The 16,926-nt window shown below is 30.8% G+C and carries 18 protein-coding genes; 1 reads left to right on the top strand and 17 read right to left on the bottom strand.

Features of this window, described 5'->3' with window-relative positions:
* Positions 1–15 precede the first annotated feature (15 nt).
* The 17 genes from rplS to pta form a co-directional block, all read right to left on the bottom strand.
* Positions 16–366, bottom strand: coding sequence for a 50S ribosomal protein L19 (gene rplS / locus ACREWB_RS14780; RefSeq protein ID WP_431548376.1), 351 nt, complete (start codon positions 364–366; stop codon positions 16–18).
* A gap of 132 nt (positions 367–498) precedes the next feature.
* Positions 499–1,224 (bottom strand): tRNA (guanosine(37)-N1)-methyltransferase TrmD, encoded by a 726-nt coding sequence (gene trmD / locus ACREWB_RS14785; RefSeq protein WP_431548212.1) that lies wholly within the window; start codon positions 1,222–1,224, stop codon positions 499–501.
* Positions 1,221–1,712 (bottom strand): ribosome maturation factor RimM, encoded by a 492-nt coding sequence (rimM, locus tag ACREWB_RS14790; RefSeq protein ID WP_431548213.1) that lies wholly within the window; start codon positions 1,710–1,712, stop codon positions 1,221–1,223. The genes trmD and rimM overlap by 4 nt, the downstream gene beginning before the upstream one ends.
* A 58-nt stretch (positions 1,713–1,770) precedes the next feature.
* Positions 1,771–1,998, bottom strand: coding sequence for a KH domain-containing protein (locus ACREWB_RS14795; protein ID WP_431548214.1), 228 nt, complete (start codon positions 1,996–1,998; stop codon positions 1,771–1,773).
* 33 nt (positions 1,999–2,031) lie between these two features.
* The gene (rpsP, locus tag ACREWB_RS14800; RefSeq protein ID WP_431548215.1) at positions 2,032–2,274 is read right to left on the bottom strand and encodes a 30S ribosomal protein S16; all 243 of its coding nucleotides are present in this window, start codon (positions 2,272–2,274) and stop codon (positions 2,032–2,034) included.
* A 48-nt stretch (positions 2,275–2,322) separates the two neighbouring features.
* Positions 2,323–3,672, bottom strand: a complete 1,350-nt coding sequence (gene ffh, locus ACREWB_RS14805) for a signal recognition particle protein (protein WP_431548216.1) — start codon at positions 3,670–3,672, stop codon at positions 2,323–2,325.
* Between the two features lie 10 nt (positions 3,673–3,682).
* Positions 3,683–4,030, bottom strand: a complete 348-nt coding sequence (locus ACREWB_RS14810) for a putative DNA-binding protein (RefSeq protein ID WP_431548217.1) — start codon at positions 4,028–4,030, stop codon at positions 3,683–3,685.
* Positions 4,031–4,138: 108 nt separating this feature from the next.
* Positions 4,139–5,050, bottom strand: a complete 912-nt coding sequence (ftsY, locus tag ACREWB_RS14815; RefSeq protein ID WP_431548218.1) for a signal recognition particle-docking protein FtsY — start codon at positions 5,048–5,050, stop codon at positions 4,139–4,141.
* A gap of 43 nt (positions 5,051–5,093) precedes the next feature.
* On the bottom strand, positions 5,094–8,648 hold the full coding sequence (gene smc / locus ACREWB_RS14820) for a chromosome segregation protein SMC (protein ID WP_431548219.1): 3,555 nt from the start codon (positions 8,646–8,648) through the stop codon (positions 5,094–5,096).
* 238 nt (positions 8,649–8,886) lie between these two features.
* The gene (locus tag ACREWB_RS14825) at positions 8,887–9,996 is read right to left on the bottom strand and encodes an elongator complex protein 3 (protein ID WP_431548220.1); all 1,110 of its coding nucleotides are present in this window, start codon (positions 9,994–9,996) and stop codon (positions 8,887–8,889) included.
* Entirely contained in the window at positions 9,989–10,690 is a 702-nt protein-coding gene (rnc, locus tag ACREWB_RS14830; protein WP_431548221.1) for a ribonuclease III, read from the bottom strand. The genes ACREWB_RS14825 and rnc overlap by 8 nt, the downstream gene beginning before the upstream one ends.
* Before the next feature lie 176 nt (positions 10,691–10,866).
* A complete protein-coding gene (acpP, locus tag ACREWB_RS14835) occupies positions 10,867–11,100 on the bottom strand; it encodes an acyl carrier protein (RefSeq protein WP_431548377.1) in 234 nt (77 codons plus the stop codon).
* Between the two features lie 29 nt (positions 11,101–11,129).
* Positions 11,130–12,140, bottom strand: coding sequence for a phosphate acyltransferase PlsX (plsX, locus tag ACREWB_RS14840; RefSeq protein ID WP_431548222.1), 1,011 nt, complete (start codon positions 12,138–12,140; stop codon positions 11,130–11,132).
* Between the two features lie 138 nt (positions 12,141–12,278).
* On the bottom strand, positions 12,279–12,464 hold the full coding sequence (rpmF, locus tag ACREWB_RS14845; RefSeq protein WP_291641753.1) for a 50S ribosomal protein L32: 186 nt from the start codon (positions 12,462–12,464) through the stop codon (positions 12,279–12,281).
* 12 nt (positions 12,465–12,476) lie between these two features.
* Positions 12,477–12,977: a YceD family protein gene (locus ACREWB_RS14850; RefSeq protein ID WP_431548223.1), complete on the bottom strand. Its 501-nt coding sequence runs from the start codon at positions 12,975–12,977 to the stop codon at positions 12,477–12,479.
* A gap of 207 nt (positions 12,978–13,184) precedes the next feature.
* A complete protein-coding gene (locus ACREWB_RS14855; protein ID WP_431548224.1) occupies positions 13,185–14,378 on the bottom strand; it encodes an acetate/propionate family kinase in 1,194 nt (397 codons plus the stop codon).
* A gap of 33 nt (positions 14,379–14,411) precedes the next feature.
* The gene (gene pta / locus ACREWB_RS14860) at positions 14,412–15,413 is read right to left on the bottom strand and encodes a phosphate acetyltransferase (protein ID WP_431548225.1); all 1,002 of its coding nucleotides are present in this window, start codon (positions 15,411–15,413) and stop codon (positions 14,412–14,414) included.
* A gap of 242 nt (positions 15,414–15,655) precedes the next feature.
* Here pta and ACREWB_RS14865 point away from each other — a divergent pair, with 242 nt between their 5' ends.
* On the top strand, positions 15,656–16,879 hold the full coding sequence (locus ACREWB_RS14865) for a nucleotidyltransferase (protein WP_431548226.1): 1,224 nt from the start codon (positions 15,656–15,658) through the stop codon (positions 16,877–16,879).
* Positions 16,880–16,926 lie beyond the last annotated feature (47 nt).

Below are 16,926 nucleotides of genomic sequence, written 5' to 3' on the forward strand. Positions count from 1 at the left end.
TCAGCCCCAATTTTATTATTTTCTCATTCTTTCTTTAACCTTTGCAGCCTTACCGACTCTATCTCTTAAGTAGAATAGTTTAGCTCTTCTAACTTTACCAAGTCTTACAATTTCAACCTTATCAATTACTGGAGCATTTACTGGGAATGTTTTTTCAACACCAACACCAGATGCAACTCTTCTTACTGTAAAAGTTTCTCTTAAACCGCCGTGTTGTCTTTTAAGAACGGTTCCTTCGAATACTTGGATTCTCTCCTTGTTACCTTCACTAATTTTTATGTGTACTTTAACAGTATCACCCACACCAAAATTTGGTAAGTCAGTTCTGATTTGTTCTTGTTCAATTGCTCTTATAATATCTAACATGTGCATTCCCTCCTAATATTTTATTGTGACGTTCATGCCCATAAAATATAGCAGAGGACCGTCCGTACTAGCACAAAGTATATTTTAACATAACTATATATATATATCAACATAAAAATACCTTTTATAGCCTTATTCTTTTATTTTATAGGCCACACTGAGTAATTTTTTGTCTTCCTTAGTAAGTTCAAGTTTTTGAAACATATCCGGTCTTTTTTCTTTAGTTATTAAAAGAGACTGAGTTCTTCTCCACTTCCGTATATTTTCATGATGCCCTGAGGTCAATATTTCTGGAACACTTTCACCTTCAAAACTTTCTGGCCTTGTATACTGAGGATATTCCAGTAGTCCATCATAAAAAGACTCTTCAGTAAAGCTCTCACTACAAGATAATACTCCTGGAATCAGTCTACAGATACTATCCACTATAGGTATACATGCCATTTCTCCACCTGTTAAAACATAATCTCCCAGTGAAATTTCCATATCTATATAGTCATAGATTCTCTCATCAATGCCTTCATAATGACCACATAAAAATATTAATTCACTTTCCTTACATAGGTTTTTAGCCATTTCCTGAGTGAAAGTTTTACCTCTTGGCCCTAAAAATATCACCTTTCCACTATTACACAATTTAACATCATTAATACAGTGAATCACTGGTTGAGTTTGCATTACCATACCAGCTCCACCACCATAAGGATAATCGTCTACTTTTTTATGTTTATTCAATGCATAGTCCCTAATATTGTGAGATGAAATATTCAGTATGTTTTTTTCTCTGGCTTTTCCAATTATACTGCTATTAAATATTTCAAACATTTCAGGAAATAGTGTTAAAATGTCTATTTTCATTCTGACCAAACACTTACTGGTTTAATTATTATTACACGTTTATTAATATCTATACTAACAACTATATCCTTAAGTACCGGAATAAGCACTTCTGTATCTCCCTTAACCCAATATACATCATTACCTGGTGTACTAAGAACGTCATATATTTTTCCAAGTTCTCCTCCATCTGTATCAAAAACACTACAATCTATAAGATCAGCTACATAATAACTATCCTCTTCAAGTGGAATGGCCTCTTCACGACTAACCATAAGAATCTTATTTCTATAAGTCTCCGCTTGTTCTATACTATCTATACCCTCAATTTTTAATATTACTTTATCTGATTGAAGTTTACATCCTTCTATTTTTCTGATTTCGCCATCAATATATACATTTTTTAATTTCTTAAATCTTTCAAGCGAGTCAGTTAATGAAAAAACTTTAACTTCACCCTTTAACCCGTGTGTTTTACCAATCTGACCAACACCCATAAAATCTTTCACTTAAAATCCTCCTTACAAATTGCTTATATTAAAATAAGAGTTAGGCAGAACCTAACTCTTACTTTATTTCAACAACTACTTTTTTATTTTCTTTAACAGCAGCTGCCTTTACAACAGTTCTAATAGCTTTAGCTATTCTACCTTGTTTACCAATAACTTTTCCCATATCCTCGTTCGCCACAGATAATTGAAGAACTACCGTGTGCTCATGAGCTACTTCGTTTACTACTACCATTTCAGGTTTATCAACTAAAGACCTTGCCAATACGTAAAGTAACTGTTTCATGGAAAACCCTCCATTCATTACTTATAAACTTTTCTAGTTGACTGCTATTTTGTTAAGTAATCTTTTAACTGTATCAGATGGTTGAGCACCTTTTTTTATCCAACTAGCTGCTTTTTCAGTATCAATTTTAATTGTAGTTGGTTCTGTTCTTGGATTGTAATATCCTATTTCTTCAATGAATTTTCCATCTCTAGGAGATCTTGAATCTGCAACTATTACTCTATAAAATGGAGCATGTTTAGCACCCATTCTTTTTAATCTTATTTTAACTGCCACGTATATCACCTCCTTTAAATGTATATTATTATAACCTAAGTTATTTTATTAAAAAGGCATTTTACCAAACATACCTTTTTTACCAGGTTTTTGGAATCCCTTAGCTTGTTTCATAAATTTTTTCATCATCTCAAAATCCTTTAATAACTTATTTACTTGTTGCACTAAAGTGCCTGACCCATTAGCAATTCGCTTTTTCCTAGAAGAAGAACCACTAATCAAACTAGGATGTTTTCTTTCTGCTACAGTCATTGACCTTATAATAGCTTCAACTTTTCCCATTTCTTTTTCACTCTGAGATAAATCTACACCCTGCAATTCTTTTTTATTAGCGCCTGGCATCATTTCAACTAATTTATTTAATGGTCCAAGTTTTTTTATTTGTTGCATTGACGCTAAAAAATCATCTAAATTAAATTCTTGCGACATCATTCTGTTTCCAAGTTCTTTTGCCTCTTCTTCATTTATGGATTGCTGCGCTTTTTCGATTAATGAAAGCACATCGCCCATACCAAGTATTCTTGATGCCATTCTATCAGGATAAAAAACTTCTAAATCACTCATTTTTTCACCAACACCAACAAATTTTATAGATTTGCCAGTTATTGCTTTAATAGATAGTGCAGCTCCACCTCTTGTATCTCCATCTAATTTAGTCAAAATAACACCAGTTATATCTAGCTGTGAATTAAAGCTATCTGCCACATTAACTGCATCCTGGCCAGTCATTGAGTCTACTACAAGCATAATTTCACTTGGCTGCATGCACGCTTTTATATTTTGCAGTTCCTCCATTAGATTTTCATCTATATGAAGTCTTCCTGCAGTATCTATTATAATTACATTATTACCATTTTCCTTTGCAAAAGCTAAAGATGCTTTGGCTATATCTACAGGGCTTACCTTGTCTCCCATAGTAAATACTGGAACATCAATTTGCTTCCCTACTACTTGAAGTTGCTTAATTGCTGCTGGCCTGTATACATCACAAGCAACTAATAATGGTTTCTTATTTTTTCTTTTAAGTGAAAGCGCAAGTTTTCCGCCCATTGTGGTTTTACCTGCACCTTGAAGACCCACAAGCATTATAACTGTTATTCCATTCATAGAAAACTCTAATTTACACTCTGAATTCCCCATTAAACTTGTTAATTCATCATTAACAATTTTTATAACTTGTTGGCCAGGTGTTAAGCTTTGCATTACTCCATTGCCTAAACATTTTTCACTAACATTTTTTACAAAATCCTTAACTACTTTATAATTAACATCAGCTTCAAAGAGTGCTAGTTTTACTTCTCTCATAGCATCTTTGATATCTTTTTCAGAAAGTTTACCCTTACCTTTTAATTTTTTTATCGTATCTTGTAACTTAGAAGATAGTCCTTCAAAAGCCATAATAAACCTCCTAAATGTTCTCAATTATTTGGTTTTTTATATCATATATAATTTGATTCATTTTGTCATCTTTTACATCAATCTGTAATTTATCTAATTCATATATTATGTTTCCATATATCTCTTTCAGTTTATGGTCTTTATCTGAAAGTTTTAACTTTTCCTCATATACTAAAAGTAACTTTTCACATGTTTTAATAGTATCGTGGATAGCTTGCCTACTCGTCTTATTAATTTCTGCTATCTCTGATAGTGATAAATCATTATTAAAATACAAATCCATTATATCCTTTTGCTTTTCAGTAAGTAATTCACTATAGAAATCAAATAATAGTGAAATTTCAAATCTTTTTTCCATTTCATCACCTACTCACAAGTAATATAATATCAGAATTTATATTCGGTGTCAAGTAATTTTGCTTAACAGGTTGTTATTTTATATAATTGATGTTTTGCAAGGTGAATTTTAAAATAGCGCTTCTACAAAATCACTGGCATCAAATTCTTGTAAATCATCTATACCTTCACCAACACCTATATACACAACAGGTATATGCAGTTGTTTTTTTATAGATATTACAATCCCACCTTTAGCAGTACCATCTAATTTAGTTAGTATTATACCATCTATGGTACATACTTCCATGAATTGTTTTGCTTGTTGCACACCATTTTGACCTGTTGTAGCATCAAGTACTAACAGAGTTTCCATATGTGCCTCACTGTACTCCCTTTTAATTACTCTATTTATTTTCGAAAGTTCGTCCATAAGATTTTTTTTATTATGAAGTCTACCAGCCGTATCGCAAATTAGCACATCAACTTTTCTTGCTTTTGCTGCTTGAACAGCATCAAAAACTACAGCAGCAGGATCTGATCCCTCTTGCTGTTTTATGAGTTCTACATTTGCTCTATTGCCCCAAACCTCTAACTGGTCAATTGCAGCTGCTCTAAAAGTATCTGCTGCTGCAATTAGCACTTTATATTTTTCATTTTTTAACTTTGATGCAATTTTACCAATACAAGTAGTTTTTCCAACTCCATTAACGCCAATTATGAGTAGTACTTTGGGAATCTCTATAGGTTTTATTGAGGTTTCACCTTCAATTAATATATTCGTTATAACTTCTCTTAAACAAGGCATAATTTCTGAAGGTTCCTTTATTTTATCTTCCTTCACCTTTTTTTTGAGCTTTTCGATAATGTAAATAGAAGTCTCTACCCCTATATCGGCAGTAATTAATATCTCCTCTAATTCTTCATATAAATCATCATTAATTGTAAGTGCCAATTTTAATACTTCACTAACTTTTTCACTTATACTACTTCTAGTTTTTGCTAATCCATCTTTTAATTTTTCAAAAAATCCACCAAACATTTTAAAGCCTCCTAGTTGTTTTTGCTGCCATATAATATTTTCTTTATTTATTAAACTCTACAGACACTATTTTCGACACTCCTTTTTCTTCCATGGTAACGCCATATAGTACATCTCCAGCCTCCATTGTTCCTTTTCTGTGAGTTATTATAATGAATTGAACGCTGCCCGAGAATTTCTTTAAAAATTCAGCATACCTAATTACGTTAGCATCGTCAAGGGCTGCTTCAATTTCATCTAAAATACAAAAGGGTGTTGGCTTCATCTTTAATATAGCAAACAATAATGCAATTGCAGATAAAACTTTTTCTCCACCAGACATCAAACTTAAGTTTTGTAGTTTTTTACCTGGCGGTTGAACATTAATATCTATTTTTGCTGTAAGTTCATCACCTTCCGTAAGCATCAAATCTGCACTTCCACCCTTAAACAATTCCACGAAGGTTTCATTAAAATTTTGTCTTAATATTATAAAATTTTCTGCGAATATTTTTTTCATCTTTTCAGTCATTTCACATATCATTGTCAATAGTTCATTTTTAGCTAATATCAAATCTTCCTTTTGGCTGTCCATAAAAGTGAATTTTTCTTTAACTTCTTTATACTCTTCGATAGCACCTACATTAACTTCTCCAAGCATTGATATTTCTCCTTTCAATGCCTTTATTTCCTTTTTAAGAAGGTCAATATCGTCGATTTCAATTTTAAATTTAAGTGCTTCTGCATATGTTAGCTCAAAATCATCGTTCAACTTGGAATAATTAACACCCTTTTCCATTTCTACCTTTGCTAATGCCAGCTCACATTTATATAAATCTTTCTCGTTTTTTTCTAACATTAGCGTAGCATCCTCTAACTTATCTACGTTTATTTTTATTTTTTCTTTAATTTTAATTCTCTGTATTTCATGGTCTTTAAGGCTTTTTTCCGTTTTTTCTAAATTAGTAGTTATCTCTTTTACTTTTTCATTAGCACTTTCTATTGCCTTTTCACTACTATTTTTACTTTCCAAAGCTTCTTGTATTTCTCTAGAAAACGAAGTTATTTTTTCATTATGCACAAACATTTCTCCATTTAACCTTTGTACTTCAGAAAGTTTATTCTGCATTACCTCATCGATTCCAGCTTTTTTTATCTTAGCATCGATAATTATTCCCTTTATATTCTCGATTTCTTGCAATTTATCCTTTAATTTGGAATGATCCACCGAAAGTTTTTGCTGAATTCTTTCACTGTCACCTGTTAATTTTAGAGCTGAGGCATTATTTTCACTAATTTCACTATTATCCCTAGAAAGTTTACTCTTTTCAGACATTTTTTCATTCTCTAAATCCATAAGATTCTTTTTAAGTCTATCTGTTTCATCTTCTAATGAATTTATTTTAGCTTCCATCTTAGTTTTCTCAATGCTTTGCACATGAACCTCATCCAATGTATTTATACTTACTTTATCTAATCTTGCGATTTCAAATTTACATTGTTTTATTTTATCTGTATAAATAAAATATTCATTTTTTAAAGTATTTAAATCAGCAGCCAATTGTTGTATTTCTCTTTTTCTCCCAATTATACTAGAAGTCTTTGAGTATATACTTCCACCAGTTAATGATCCCCCTTGATTTATAACTTCTCCTGAGAGTGTTACAATTTTATATCTAAAATTATTATTTTTAGATATTTGTAAGGCCGAATCCATATCACTACATATAATTGTCCTTCCTAAAATAGATGTCATAACTTCAGTAAATTTATCATCATAGCCTATAAGGTCGCTTGCAATTCCAACAAAGCCATCATGGTCTTTAGTTTCATTTGAAATGTTAAGTTTTTTACCCCTAATAATGTTTAAAGGCAGAAATGTAGCTCTTCCTAAACTATGGCCCTTTAAATAATTGATTAATGTTTTTGCTACGATTTCGTCTTTTGTTATTATGTGTGATATAGAACCACCCAATGCAATTTCTATTGCTACTTCTAATCTTTTTTCGACCTTTATAGCCTCTCCAAGTACGAAACATTCAGAAATGTTCCCTACCTTACCCTGATTTATATGCTCCATTAAATTTTTTACTGACTTATTATAGCCTTCAAACTTTTTTTCTAAATTTGTAAGCACATTAAAATTAGCTTCTGTTTTACTCATTTTAATATTACAGTTTTTTATAATCGTTTCATCATTGGTTAAAATGTTTTGGAGTTTACTATGATTCTGCTTGTTCTCATTAATTACTAATTCATAATCCTCTATTTTACTTATAATTTGTTGCACTCGGTTTTTATAATCTAATTTTGTGTTGGTATTTATTTTTACTTCCTCACCAATGTTTTCAATTTTATTCACTAAGAAAACCACTCTTTTCTCAGCACTCTCTATATTATTGTTTAGAATCAATAATTTATTACTAATTTCCATAGTTTTATGGATTATAAACTGCTCTTCTTCTTTTAGATTTCTAGCTTCATCACTTTGGACTTTTATGTTTTCTTGAATGTTTACAATTTTTCTCTCTTCATATCCAATTTTTTCTTGTATTTCTGCTTGAGTATTTTTTATATTATTAGAAGAATTCTCTAGTTCATCCAAATTACATTTAAGAACCAGAAGTTTTTTATGAACGTCATCACTATCTTCTGAAGTTTTATTAATAACTTTATCTAAATTTTGTATTCTCTCATTTTGAATATTTATTTCAGAAGTATTATTTTGGTAAATTAGCTTGTTATTATAATATAATTGTTTTTCTTCTTGGTTTTTAGTTTCAAATTTTTCAGATTCAGCCTTCCAGTATTCACTATCACTTCTTACCTTATTTTTTATATCTGTGTAATTTACAACATCATCATTTAATTTAGCACATTGACCCTGTAAAATTTTCATTTTTTCTTCAACTTTATTTATAAAATCAATAATCAAACTTACTTCTTTACTTTTTAACTGTTCAAAGTACTTTAAAAACTTCTTTGCCTTTTCACTTTCTTTCATTAACGGTTCTAATCTTTCTTCATAGGTACTTAAAATATCGTTTATTCTAATCATATTCTGCTCTGTATTGTCCAATCTCTTTTGAGCTTCTTCTTTTCTTGTCTTAAATTTTACAATACCTGCCGCCTCTTCAAATAGTTTTCTTCTATCATCAGTTTTTCCACTCAAAATAGCATCAATTTTACCTTGTCCAATAATTGAGTACCCTTCTTTTCCAATACCCGTATCCATAAAAAGCTGTTGAACATCTTTTAATCTACAAGATGTATTATTTATTAAATACTCACTTTCTCCAGACCGATATAATCTTCTAGATATTGTCACATTAGAATAATCAATATTAAGCGCGCTGTCACTATTATCTAAAGTAAGGGAAACTTGTGCAAGGCCAACTGGTTTTCTAAACTGAGTACCTGCAAATATAACATCCTCCATTTTATCCCCACGGAGATTTTTTACACTTTGTTCCCCAAGTACCCATTTAACAGCATCAGATATATTGCTTTTCCCACTACCATTAGGGCCTACTACTGCCGTAATGCCCTTTTTGAATGTTAATTCTGTTTTATCTGCAAAGGATTTAAATCCTCGAATTTCAATAGATTTCAAAAACATGGGAACACTCTCCTATTTTACCTAAATAACATTGGCAATATGAAACCTAATACAAAAATTACAACTATGCCATAAATCAATATTTTTTGTCTTTTTTCTCTTTTTTTCTTACTCATAATTCACCTCATATTTTAATTTTTATGCTACTCTTTATTTTAGTGCATTTTCATGAAAATATCAATCCATAGTGTTTATACATAAATTAGAAAAACCGCGTATACGGTTTTTCTATAATAAATTAAAATTCTTCACTATACTTCATTGATGCATATTCATATACGGTCATAATAATACATTCAATCCCTATACTTACACCAACGCTTCCAATTTCTATAGAAATATCTTGAGATACCTCTATACACATTGTATTTATATGTTTTTTCATATCATTAAAATATATTTTACCATTGGCGTAAAGTTTAGATATATCTTTCGGATTGATTTTCACTAAAACCTTATTTGTTTTAATGCGACTAGTGTTACTATTGATATTATTCATAATTACATAGTATAACAAATCATTATATATACTACCTTCCACTAGCTCTCTAAATGCAGGATGAAATGGTCCTGCTATTAAGTCATTGCCTTTTGAAATTTCTTCAGTGGGTTGTAACCCTATCCTAATAACATTTATTCTGTTTGCAATCATCATAATGTAAATAATCTTGCTTATATCTACTGCTTCATTTAATGAATACGGTACAAATTTTCCTTGTGCATACATGCTTTCCATAGGTGTATCTTTAATTACAAGAGCGGGATATATCCGACAAATATCTGGTTTAAGAACAATAACTCCTTTAGCCGTATCTATATCTTTATTTATATTGTCCGAGGGTAGTCCTATCATAATTTGATGTCCTAAGGTAAACCCATACTTCTTTATAAGTATTGAAGCATCTTCCACATCAACAGCAGTATGACCTCTACCAGATTTTAATAGGACTTCTGTATCCAATGATTGAACTCCAAGTTCTATAATGTCTACAGAGTATTTTTTAAGATTTAGCAATATATTATCATCAATATAATCTGGTCTTGTAGATAATCTAATGAATTTTATTTTATTATTATCTTTGAATTTCTTAGCAACAGTTAAAAGCTCTATTTGTTTTTCCATTTTTATAGCTGTAAAAGTTCCTCCAAAGAATGATACCTCAATAAGGGCATCTTTATTTGTTATTGTTTTTAAGTATTCATTTATTGTTTTCTCCACATATATTGCATCAATTTTTACCTTTGTACCCTTTGTGCCCGTTATGCTATTTTGATTACAAAATACACATTCATGTGGACACCCTTCATGTGGAACAAAAATAGGGATAATGTAATGCAAATTACTCATACAAACCCTCCTTCCTTATGATAACTTCTTTAGCTGCATTTTGTTCTGCTTCTTTTTTACTGTAACCTCTGCCTGATCCTTTTATAGCGTGATTTATTAATAAATTCACGAAAAACTCTCTTCTGTGTGGTGGACCTTCAAATTTTACAAGTTCATAACAAATATCCACTTCTCCGTTCTGCTGTAATATTTCTTGAATCTTAGTCTTGTAATCCAAGACTATCTCATTGCTAATGGCTTTTTCAATTGTCCTTTTAAAATTTTTAAGTATAAATGTCTTAGAATACTCTATTCCTTTGTCCAAGTATATAGCAGCTATTATTGCTTCAACACAATCAGCCAATATTGAAACCCTATTTCTACCACCAGTAATTTCTTCACCTTTGCTCATATTCATATACATTCCAAGTTCCCATCCATTAGCTATGTCACAAAGAGAATTTTCACAAACAATTAACGATCTAATTTTACTTAGATATCCTTCGGGCTTTTCAGTAAAATGACAATATAAGTATTCGGATATTATAATTTGTAATACAGAATCTCCGAGGAATTCGAGTCTTTCATTAAATTCAACCACTCTTTTTTGATTTGCATAGGAACTATGTGTTATCGCTACTTTTAATAGCTGCTTATCACCAAAATTCAGCCCAAGCTTTTCCTCTAGTTGCTGTAGTTTTATATCGATTTTCATAATCATTACTCCTTTTCGGAAGTTTATTTAAATATCTCATACTAATTATTATCTTCCTATTAACTAAAAAAAATTAATAAAGTTTATTCTTCAATTTACTTTTGAAAATGATTTAATAGTAAATTCAAAAATAAACTCCAAAAAGTTAAAGGCCCGCTGTAATGCGGGGCCTTGTATTAATCTTCAGTATGAGCCTTAATATATTCTACTACATCGCCCACAGTAGTAATTTTCTCAACATCTTCATCAGGAATTTCTATTTCGTACTCTTCTTCTAATGCCATTATAAGTTCCACAATGTCAAGAGAATCAGCGCCTAAATTATTCATAAAAGATGATTCCATTTTTATTTCTTCTTCATCTATGCTTAATTGTGATGCTATAGTTGCTCTGATTTTTTCAAACATAATATTTTCACCTCCTTTTATTAAATTACAAATTACACGTTTTTTTCTTGCTGAGATAAATTTTCAATTTCTAATTTTAATTTATCTACAACTTTATTTTCATAAAATATTGTGGCCTGCCTTATTGCATTTTTAAAAGCTTTAGCATCTGAACTGCCATGAGCTTTTATACAAATTCCATCTACTCCCAGAAACGCAGCTCCACCATATTCTTTATAATCAAAATCCTTCTTAAACTTTTTAAATACTGGTTTTAGTAGTATTCCCCCAACTTTAGTTCTAAAGGAACTCATTATACCAGTTTTTAATATATCAAAAATATTAGCAACTGCCCCTTCATATAGTTTTAAAATTACGTTTCCTACAAATCCATCACAAACAATTACATTAATATCTCCCGTAGGAATTTCTCTTGCTTCCACATTACCTACAAAATTCAAATTTGCTACCTTTAGTAGTTTATGAGCTGATTTTGAAAGTTCATTACCTTTCTCTTCTTCAGTTCCTATGTTTACAAGGCCTACAGATGGATTATTTATTTTCAGAATATTTTCAAAATATGTTTTACCCATAAGTCCAAATTGTACTAAATAATGCGGTTTACACTCTGCATTTGCACCACAATCAATTATCATAAAAGGTCCCTTTTTACCAGGTAATACCGGTGCCAAAGCTGGCCTATCTATTCCCTTTATTCTTCCTACTATAAGAGTGCATCCTGCTAAAAAAGCACCAGTGCTTCCAGCTGAAATAACAGCATCTGCTTCTCCAATTTTTACAAGGTTCAAGGCTTTTACTAGGCTCGAATCTTTTTTTCTCTTAATAGCCATTACTGGATGTTCATTTGTGCTAATAACTTCTTTAGCATCAATAATTTTTATTTTGCTCAAATCATAGGTATACTTCTTTAGCTCTTCACTAATTAAATCCTCTTGACCTGTTATTAGAATCTCTACATCATATTCTTTTATAGCTTCTATGCATCCACAAACTACAGCATTAGGAGAAAAGTCCCCCCCCATACCATCTACAACAACTACCATTTTAAACCCTCACTTTGAATGTGCCTTATAAATAATACATATTTATATTATATACTATAATGTGCAAGAATTCCTAGTATTATTAATATCCTAATAGAATATAATTATAAATAAAAAGAAAGTCTTTCGACTTTCTTTTTATTTTGCTTCCATTGCAATAACTTCTCTATTTTTGTAATAACCACAGTTTTTACATACTCTGTGAGCAAGTTTCATATCGTGGCACTGAGGACACTCAACTATTCCTGGTAAACCAAGTTTAAATGTTTGCGCTCTTCGAGAATCTCTTCTACCTTTAGAAAATTTTCTAGCTGGATTTCCCATTGTAACACCTCCTTAATCAGTTGAAAACATTTTTTTTAACTTTTCAAATCTTGGGTCAATATCATCAATTTCACATTTACATGAATTATGATTTAAATTAATTCCACACTGATGACATAACCCTTTACAATCACTATTGCAAAGTTTTTTTATAGGCAACATTGAAATGATATTATTTTCCACAATCTCATTTAAATCTAATCTATCATCTTTAATAAAAATAATATCCTCATCTTCGCTATGTAGAGTTTTCGACAATCTTTCATTAAATTCAATATTTATTGAATGTGAAAAGGTCTCAAGACATCTAGAACACTCCAGTAACAGCTCTGTCTCAATACTTCCAGTTAACTCCATTTCATGATCAATAGGTTTGAAAATCAAATTTAGCACAACTGGTTTAGAGAATTGTATAAACTCATTATCATACCAAAATTTATCCTTTTGAAAATCTAAATGAATTTCTTTCCTTCTGTTTTTATTACCAAATATTTCTGAAACATCTATTACCATAATATCCACTCTGAAAAACCAAATGCCATTCAGTTTTTTCTCATATAAAAGAATCTTTATACCTTGTATAATAAAAATTATACAGCTCGAGCAAAGCTTCATGTCCCTCCTAACTAAATTGTTTTTTACTTACATCAAACACAGACTATTATATAAACAATAGAGTGAAAAGTCAAGAATTATTTATCATAAAAATTAGCAATGTTTTTATTTTATTAAAGATTCAGTATCTCTTGCAATTACTAATTCTTCATTAGTTGGTATTACAAATATTTTAGTTTTAGAATCTTCTGTGTTTATTTCTACAGCTTTTCCACGAACCTTATTTTTAGACTTATCTAAAACAGCCCCCAAAAATTCCAGTCCAGAACAAACATCTTCTCTTGTTTCTGGAGAGTTTTCACCAAGTCCTGCTGTAAATATAATAGCATCTACTCCACCCATTACTGCAGCGTAAGAACCTATGAATTTCTTAACTTTATAGGTAAATACATCAAGTGCCAACTGTGCTCTATGATTTCCGTTTTCCCATGCAGCAGTTTCTATATCTCTAAAGTCACTGCTTATTCCTGATATTCCAAGGACTCCTGATTTTTTATTCATCATATCATTTACTTCATCAATTGTTAAGTTTAATTCTTGCATTATATATATAATTATAGCTGGGTCTATACTTCCACATCTAGTTCCCATAGCTATTCCTTCAAGTGGGGTAAATCCCATACTTGTTTCTACTGATTTACCATTTTGAACTGCACAAATACTTGCTCCATTTCCTAAGTGGCAAGTAATTAATTTTAAATCCTTTATATCTTTACCCATCATTTGTGCTGCTTTAGTTGAAACATAGTCATGCGATGTTCCATGAAATCCATATTTTCTAATGCTATTTTCAGTATAAAGTTCATATGGCAGTGGGTATATGTATGCAACTTCTGGCATTGTTTGGTGGAATGCGGTATCAAATACAGCTACCATTGGAATATTTGGCATTAATGCACTACAAGCATTTATTCCAATTATATTAGCAGGATTGTGAAGCGGTGCAAGTTTAGCACATTCTTGTAGGTTTTTCATCACTTCATCTGTCACTATAACTGATCCAGCATATTTCTCCCCACCATGAACGATTCTATGTCCCACAGCACCTATTTCAGACAATTCTTTAATAACACCATGTTCATTGTCTACAAGCGCTCCAAGCACTAATCTAATGGCATCTGTATGGTCTTTCATTGGCTGTTCAATTAGATATTTTTCACCCTTAGCCTTTTGAGTGAGTTTTGATCCTTCTATATCTATTCTTTCTACTAATCCAATTGCTAAACATTCTTCATTTTCCATATTTATCAATTGATATTTTAACGATGAGCTTCCACAATTTATAACTAATATTTTCATTGGATTTACCTCCTAAGCTTATGTATTTAAAAACTATTTTTGAATTTGAGCTTGAACTGCTGTTACAGCAACAACATTAACTATATCTTCTACATTACAACCTCTTGATAAATCATTTATAGGCTTTGCAAATCCTTGACTTACAGGTCCTATAGCTTTTGCCTTAGCAAATCTTTGCACTAATTTGTATCCGATATTTCCAGATTGTAAGTCTGGGAACACTAAAACATTTGCATTTCCAGCTACAGTACTACTTGGTGCTTTTAGTTTTCCTACACTGGGAACGATAGCTGCATCTAACTGAAGCTCTCCATCAATTTGTAAATCAGGTCTAGCATTCTTTACAATTTCAGTAGCCTTTACTACTTTATCAACTAATTCATGCTTTGCACTTCCCATAGTAGAAAAAGATAACATTGCAACCTTAGGTTCAAATTTACATAAAAGTTTTGCATTTTCTGCTGTGCTAATAGCTATAGACGCTAATTCTTCTGAATTAGGATTTGGATTAACAGCACAATCTGCGAATAAAAGAAGTCCATCTTCTCCATATTCATTGTTAGGTAATTCCATTATAAAGAAACTTGAAACAACCTTAATTCCTGGTGCAGTTTTAACAATTTGCATTCCGGGTCTTAGTAAATCTCCTGTAGCATGTATTGCTCCTGAAACTAATCCATCAGCATCGTTCATTTTAACCATCATAGTTCCAAAATACATGGTATCTTGCATTGTCTGTGATGCTTTTTCTAAAGTCATTCCTTTGTGTTTTCTTAATTCATAAAACTCTTTTGCATAAGCATCAGTTTTTTCAGAAGTTTTTGGGTCAACTATTTCTATACCAGAAAGATTAACCCCAAAATCTGTTGCTTTTGTTTGTATTGCACTTTTATCCCCTACTAATATTACATTAGCTATTGAATTATTTTTTATGATTTCACTAGCTCTTATAGTTCTTTCTTCTTCCCCTTCTGGAAGTACTATTCTTTTTTTATCTTCTTGTGCTCTTTTACATATTTTCTCTATAAATGTCATTCTTGTTTCTCCTCTCTGTTATTATTGACTTGTGTACACTAATAATATACTACTTTTCCACCATACATTTCAACACTAAATGCCAAAATGCTTTACATAATGTTATATTTCATAAATTATGAATTTTCAATCTTTTCTACTTTCCACTCCAATATACATGCTTTTATTTATTTGTTTTATATTATATAATAGCTTTAACTAATTTAATCTTTGTTTAAAATAATCTATTAGGAGATGGTTCGGTGAATATTTCCGGAATAATTGTTGAATATAATCCATTACATAATGGTCACTTATATCATATTAATAAAACCAAAGAACTAACAAATTCCGATGTGCTAATTTGTGTTATGAGCGGGAATTTTGCTCAACGTGGAATTCCATCTACTATGGACAAATGGACAAAAACTAAAATGGCTTTAAATAACGGGGTAGATCTAGTACTAGAACTACCAACTATTTACAGTGTGTCTTCAGCAGAGTTTTTTTCCTATGGCGCTGTGAGTCTTTTAAATAGCTTAGGAGTAGTGGACAATATTTGCTTTGGCAGCGAACAGGGTGATATTGACCCTATAAATAGTATTTCCAATATATTATCCAATGAACCCCTTGAATTTAAATTATTATTAAAGTCACATTTATCCAAAGGTAATGTATTTCCACTAGCTAGAGCTAATGCACTTTATGATTATTTGAAAAATTCGAAATTTGACATGTCAAGTGCATTATTTCATAAGTTTTTAAATTCCTCTAATAACATATTAGGTATCGAGTATTGTAAAAGTTTAATTAAATTAAATAGTTCTATTACGCCTTACACCTTAAAAAGAGAAGGTGCCTCTTTTAAAAGTAATATTTTAAATGACGAATTCTCAAGTGCTACCGCCATAAGAAAGTTCATCAAAGAAAATGGTGCATTAGATAAATTAAAAGGCCACCTTCCAAATTCAGTATTAGCTGAAATCCAAAATTTATACTCAAAAAATTATAAGTTCACCTTTGAAGATTCCATGTTCCCTTACATAAAGCACAAGTGCCTTACATCAAAAAATTCTTTGGTGAATCTACCAGATGTGTCTGAAGGGCTCCATAATAAGATTATTACATCCCTCCAAAATAATATAAACTATTCTAATGCACTTGAAGATATGAAGAGCAGGCGTTACACATATACAAGACTTAGTAGAATCCTATGTCAATATTTTATTGGATTTGATGGCTTTGATACTGAAAAATTAAGATCAATATCTTGCCCCTATGCGCGGGTTTTAGGTTTTAACTCAAACGGGAAGTCAATTTTAAAATCTATAAAATCCAACAGTAACATTCCACTTTATACTAAACTTCCAAAAGTTCAAGGTGAGACCTTGAAACTAGATATTCAATCTACAGCAGCATATAGCATTATAAATAGTAATTTAACTTATAATAGCGATTATTTAATATCACCTATAATTATAGATTAATTTTTTTTTAGAATACATAAGTTTACGTGCTTTCAAATATATTTAAT

It is taken from the genome of Clostridium sp., from assembly GCF_050717635.1.
GTDB lineage: Bacteria > Bacillota > Clostridia > Clostridiales > Clostridiaceae > Clostridium_AD.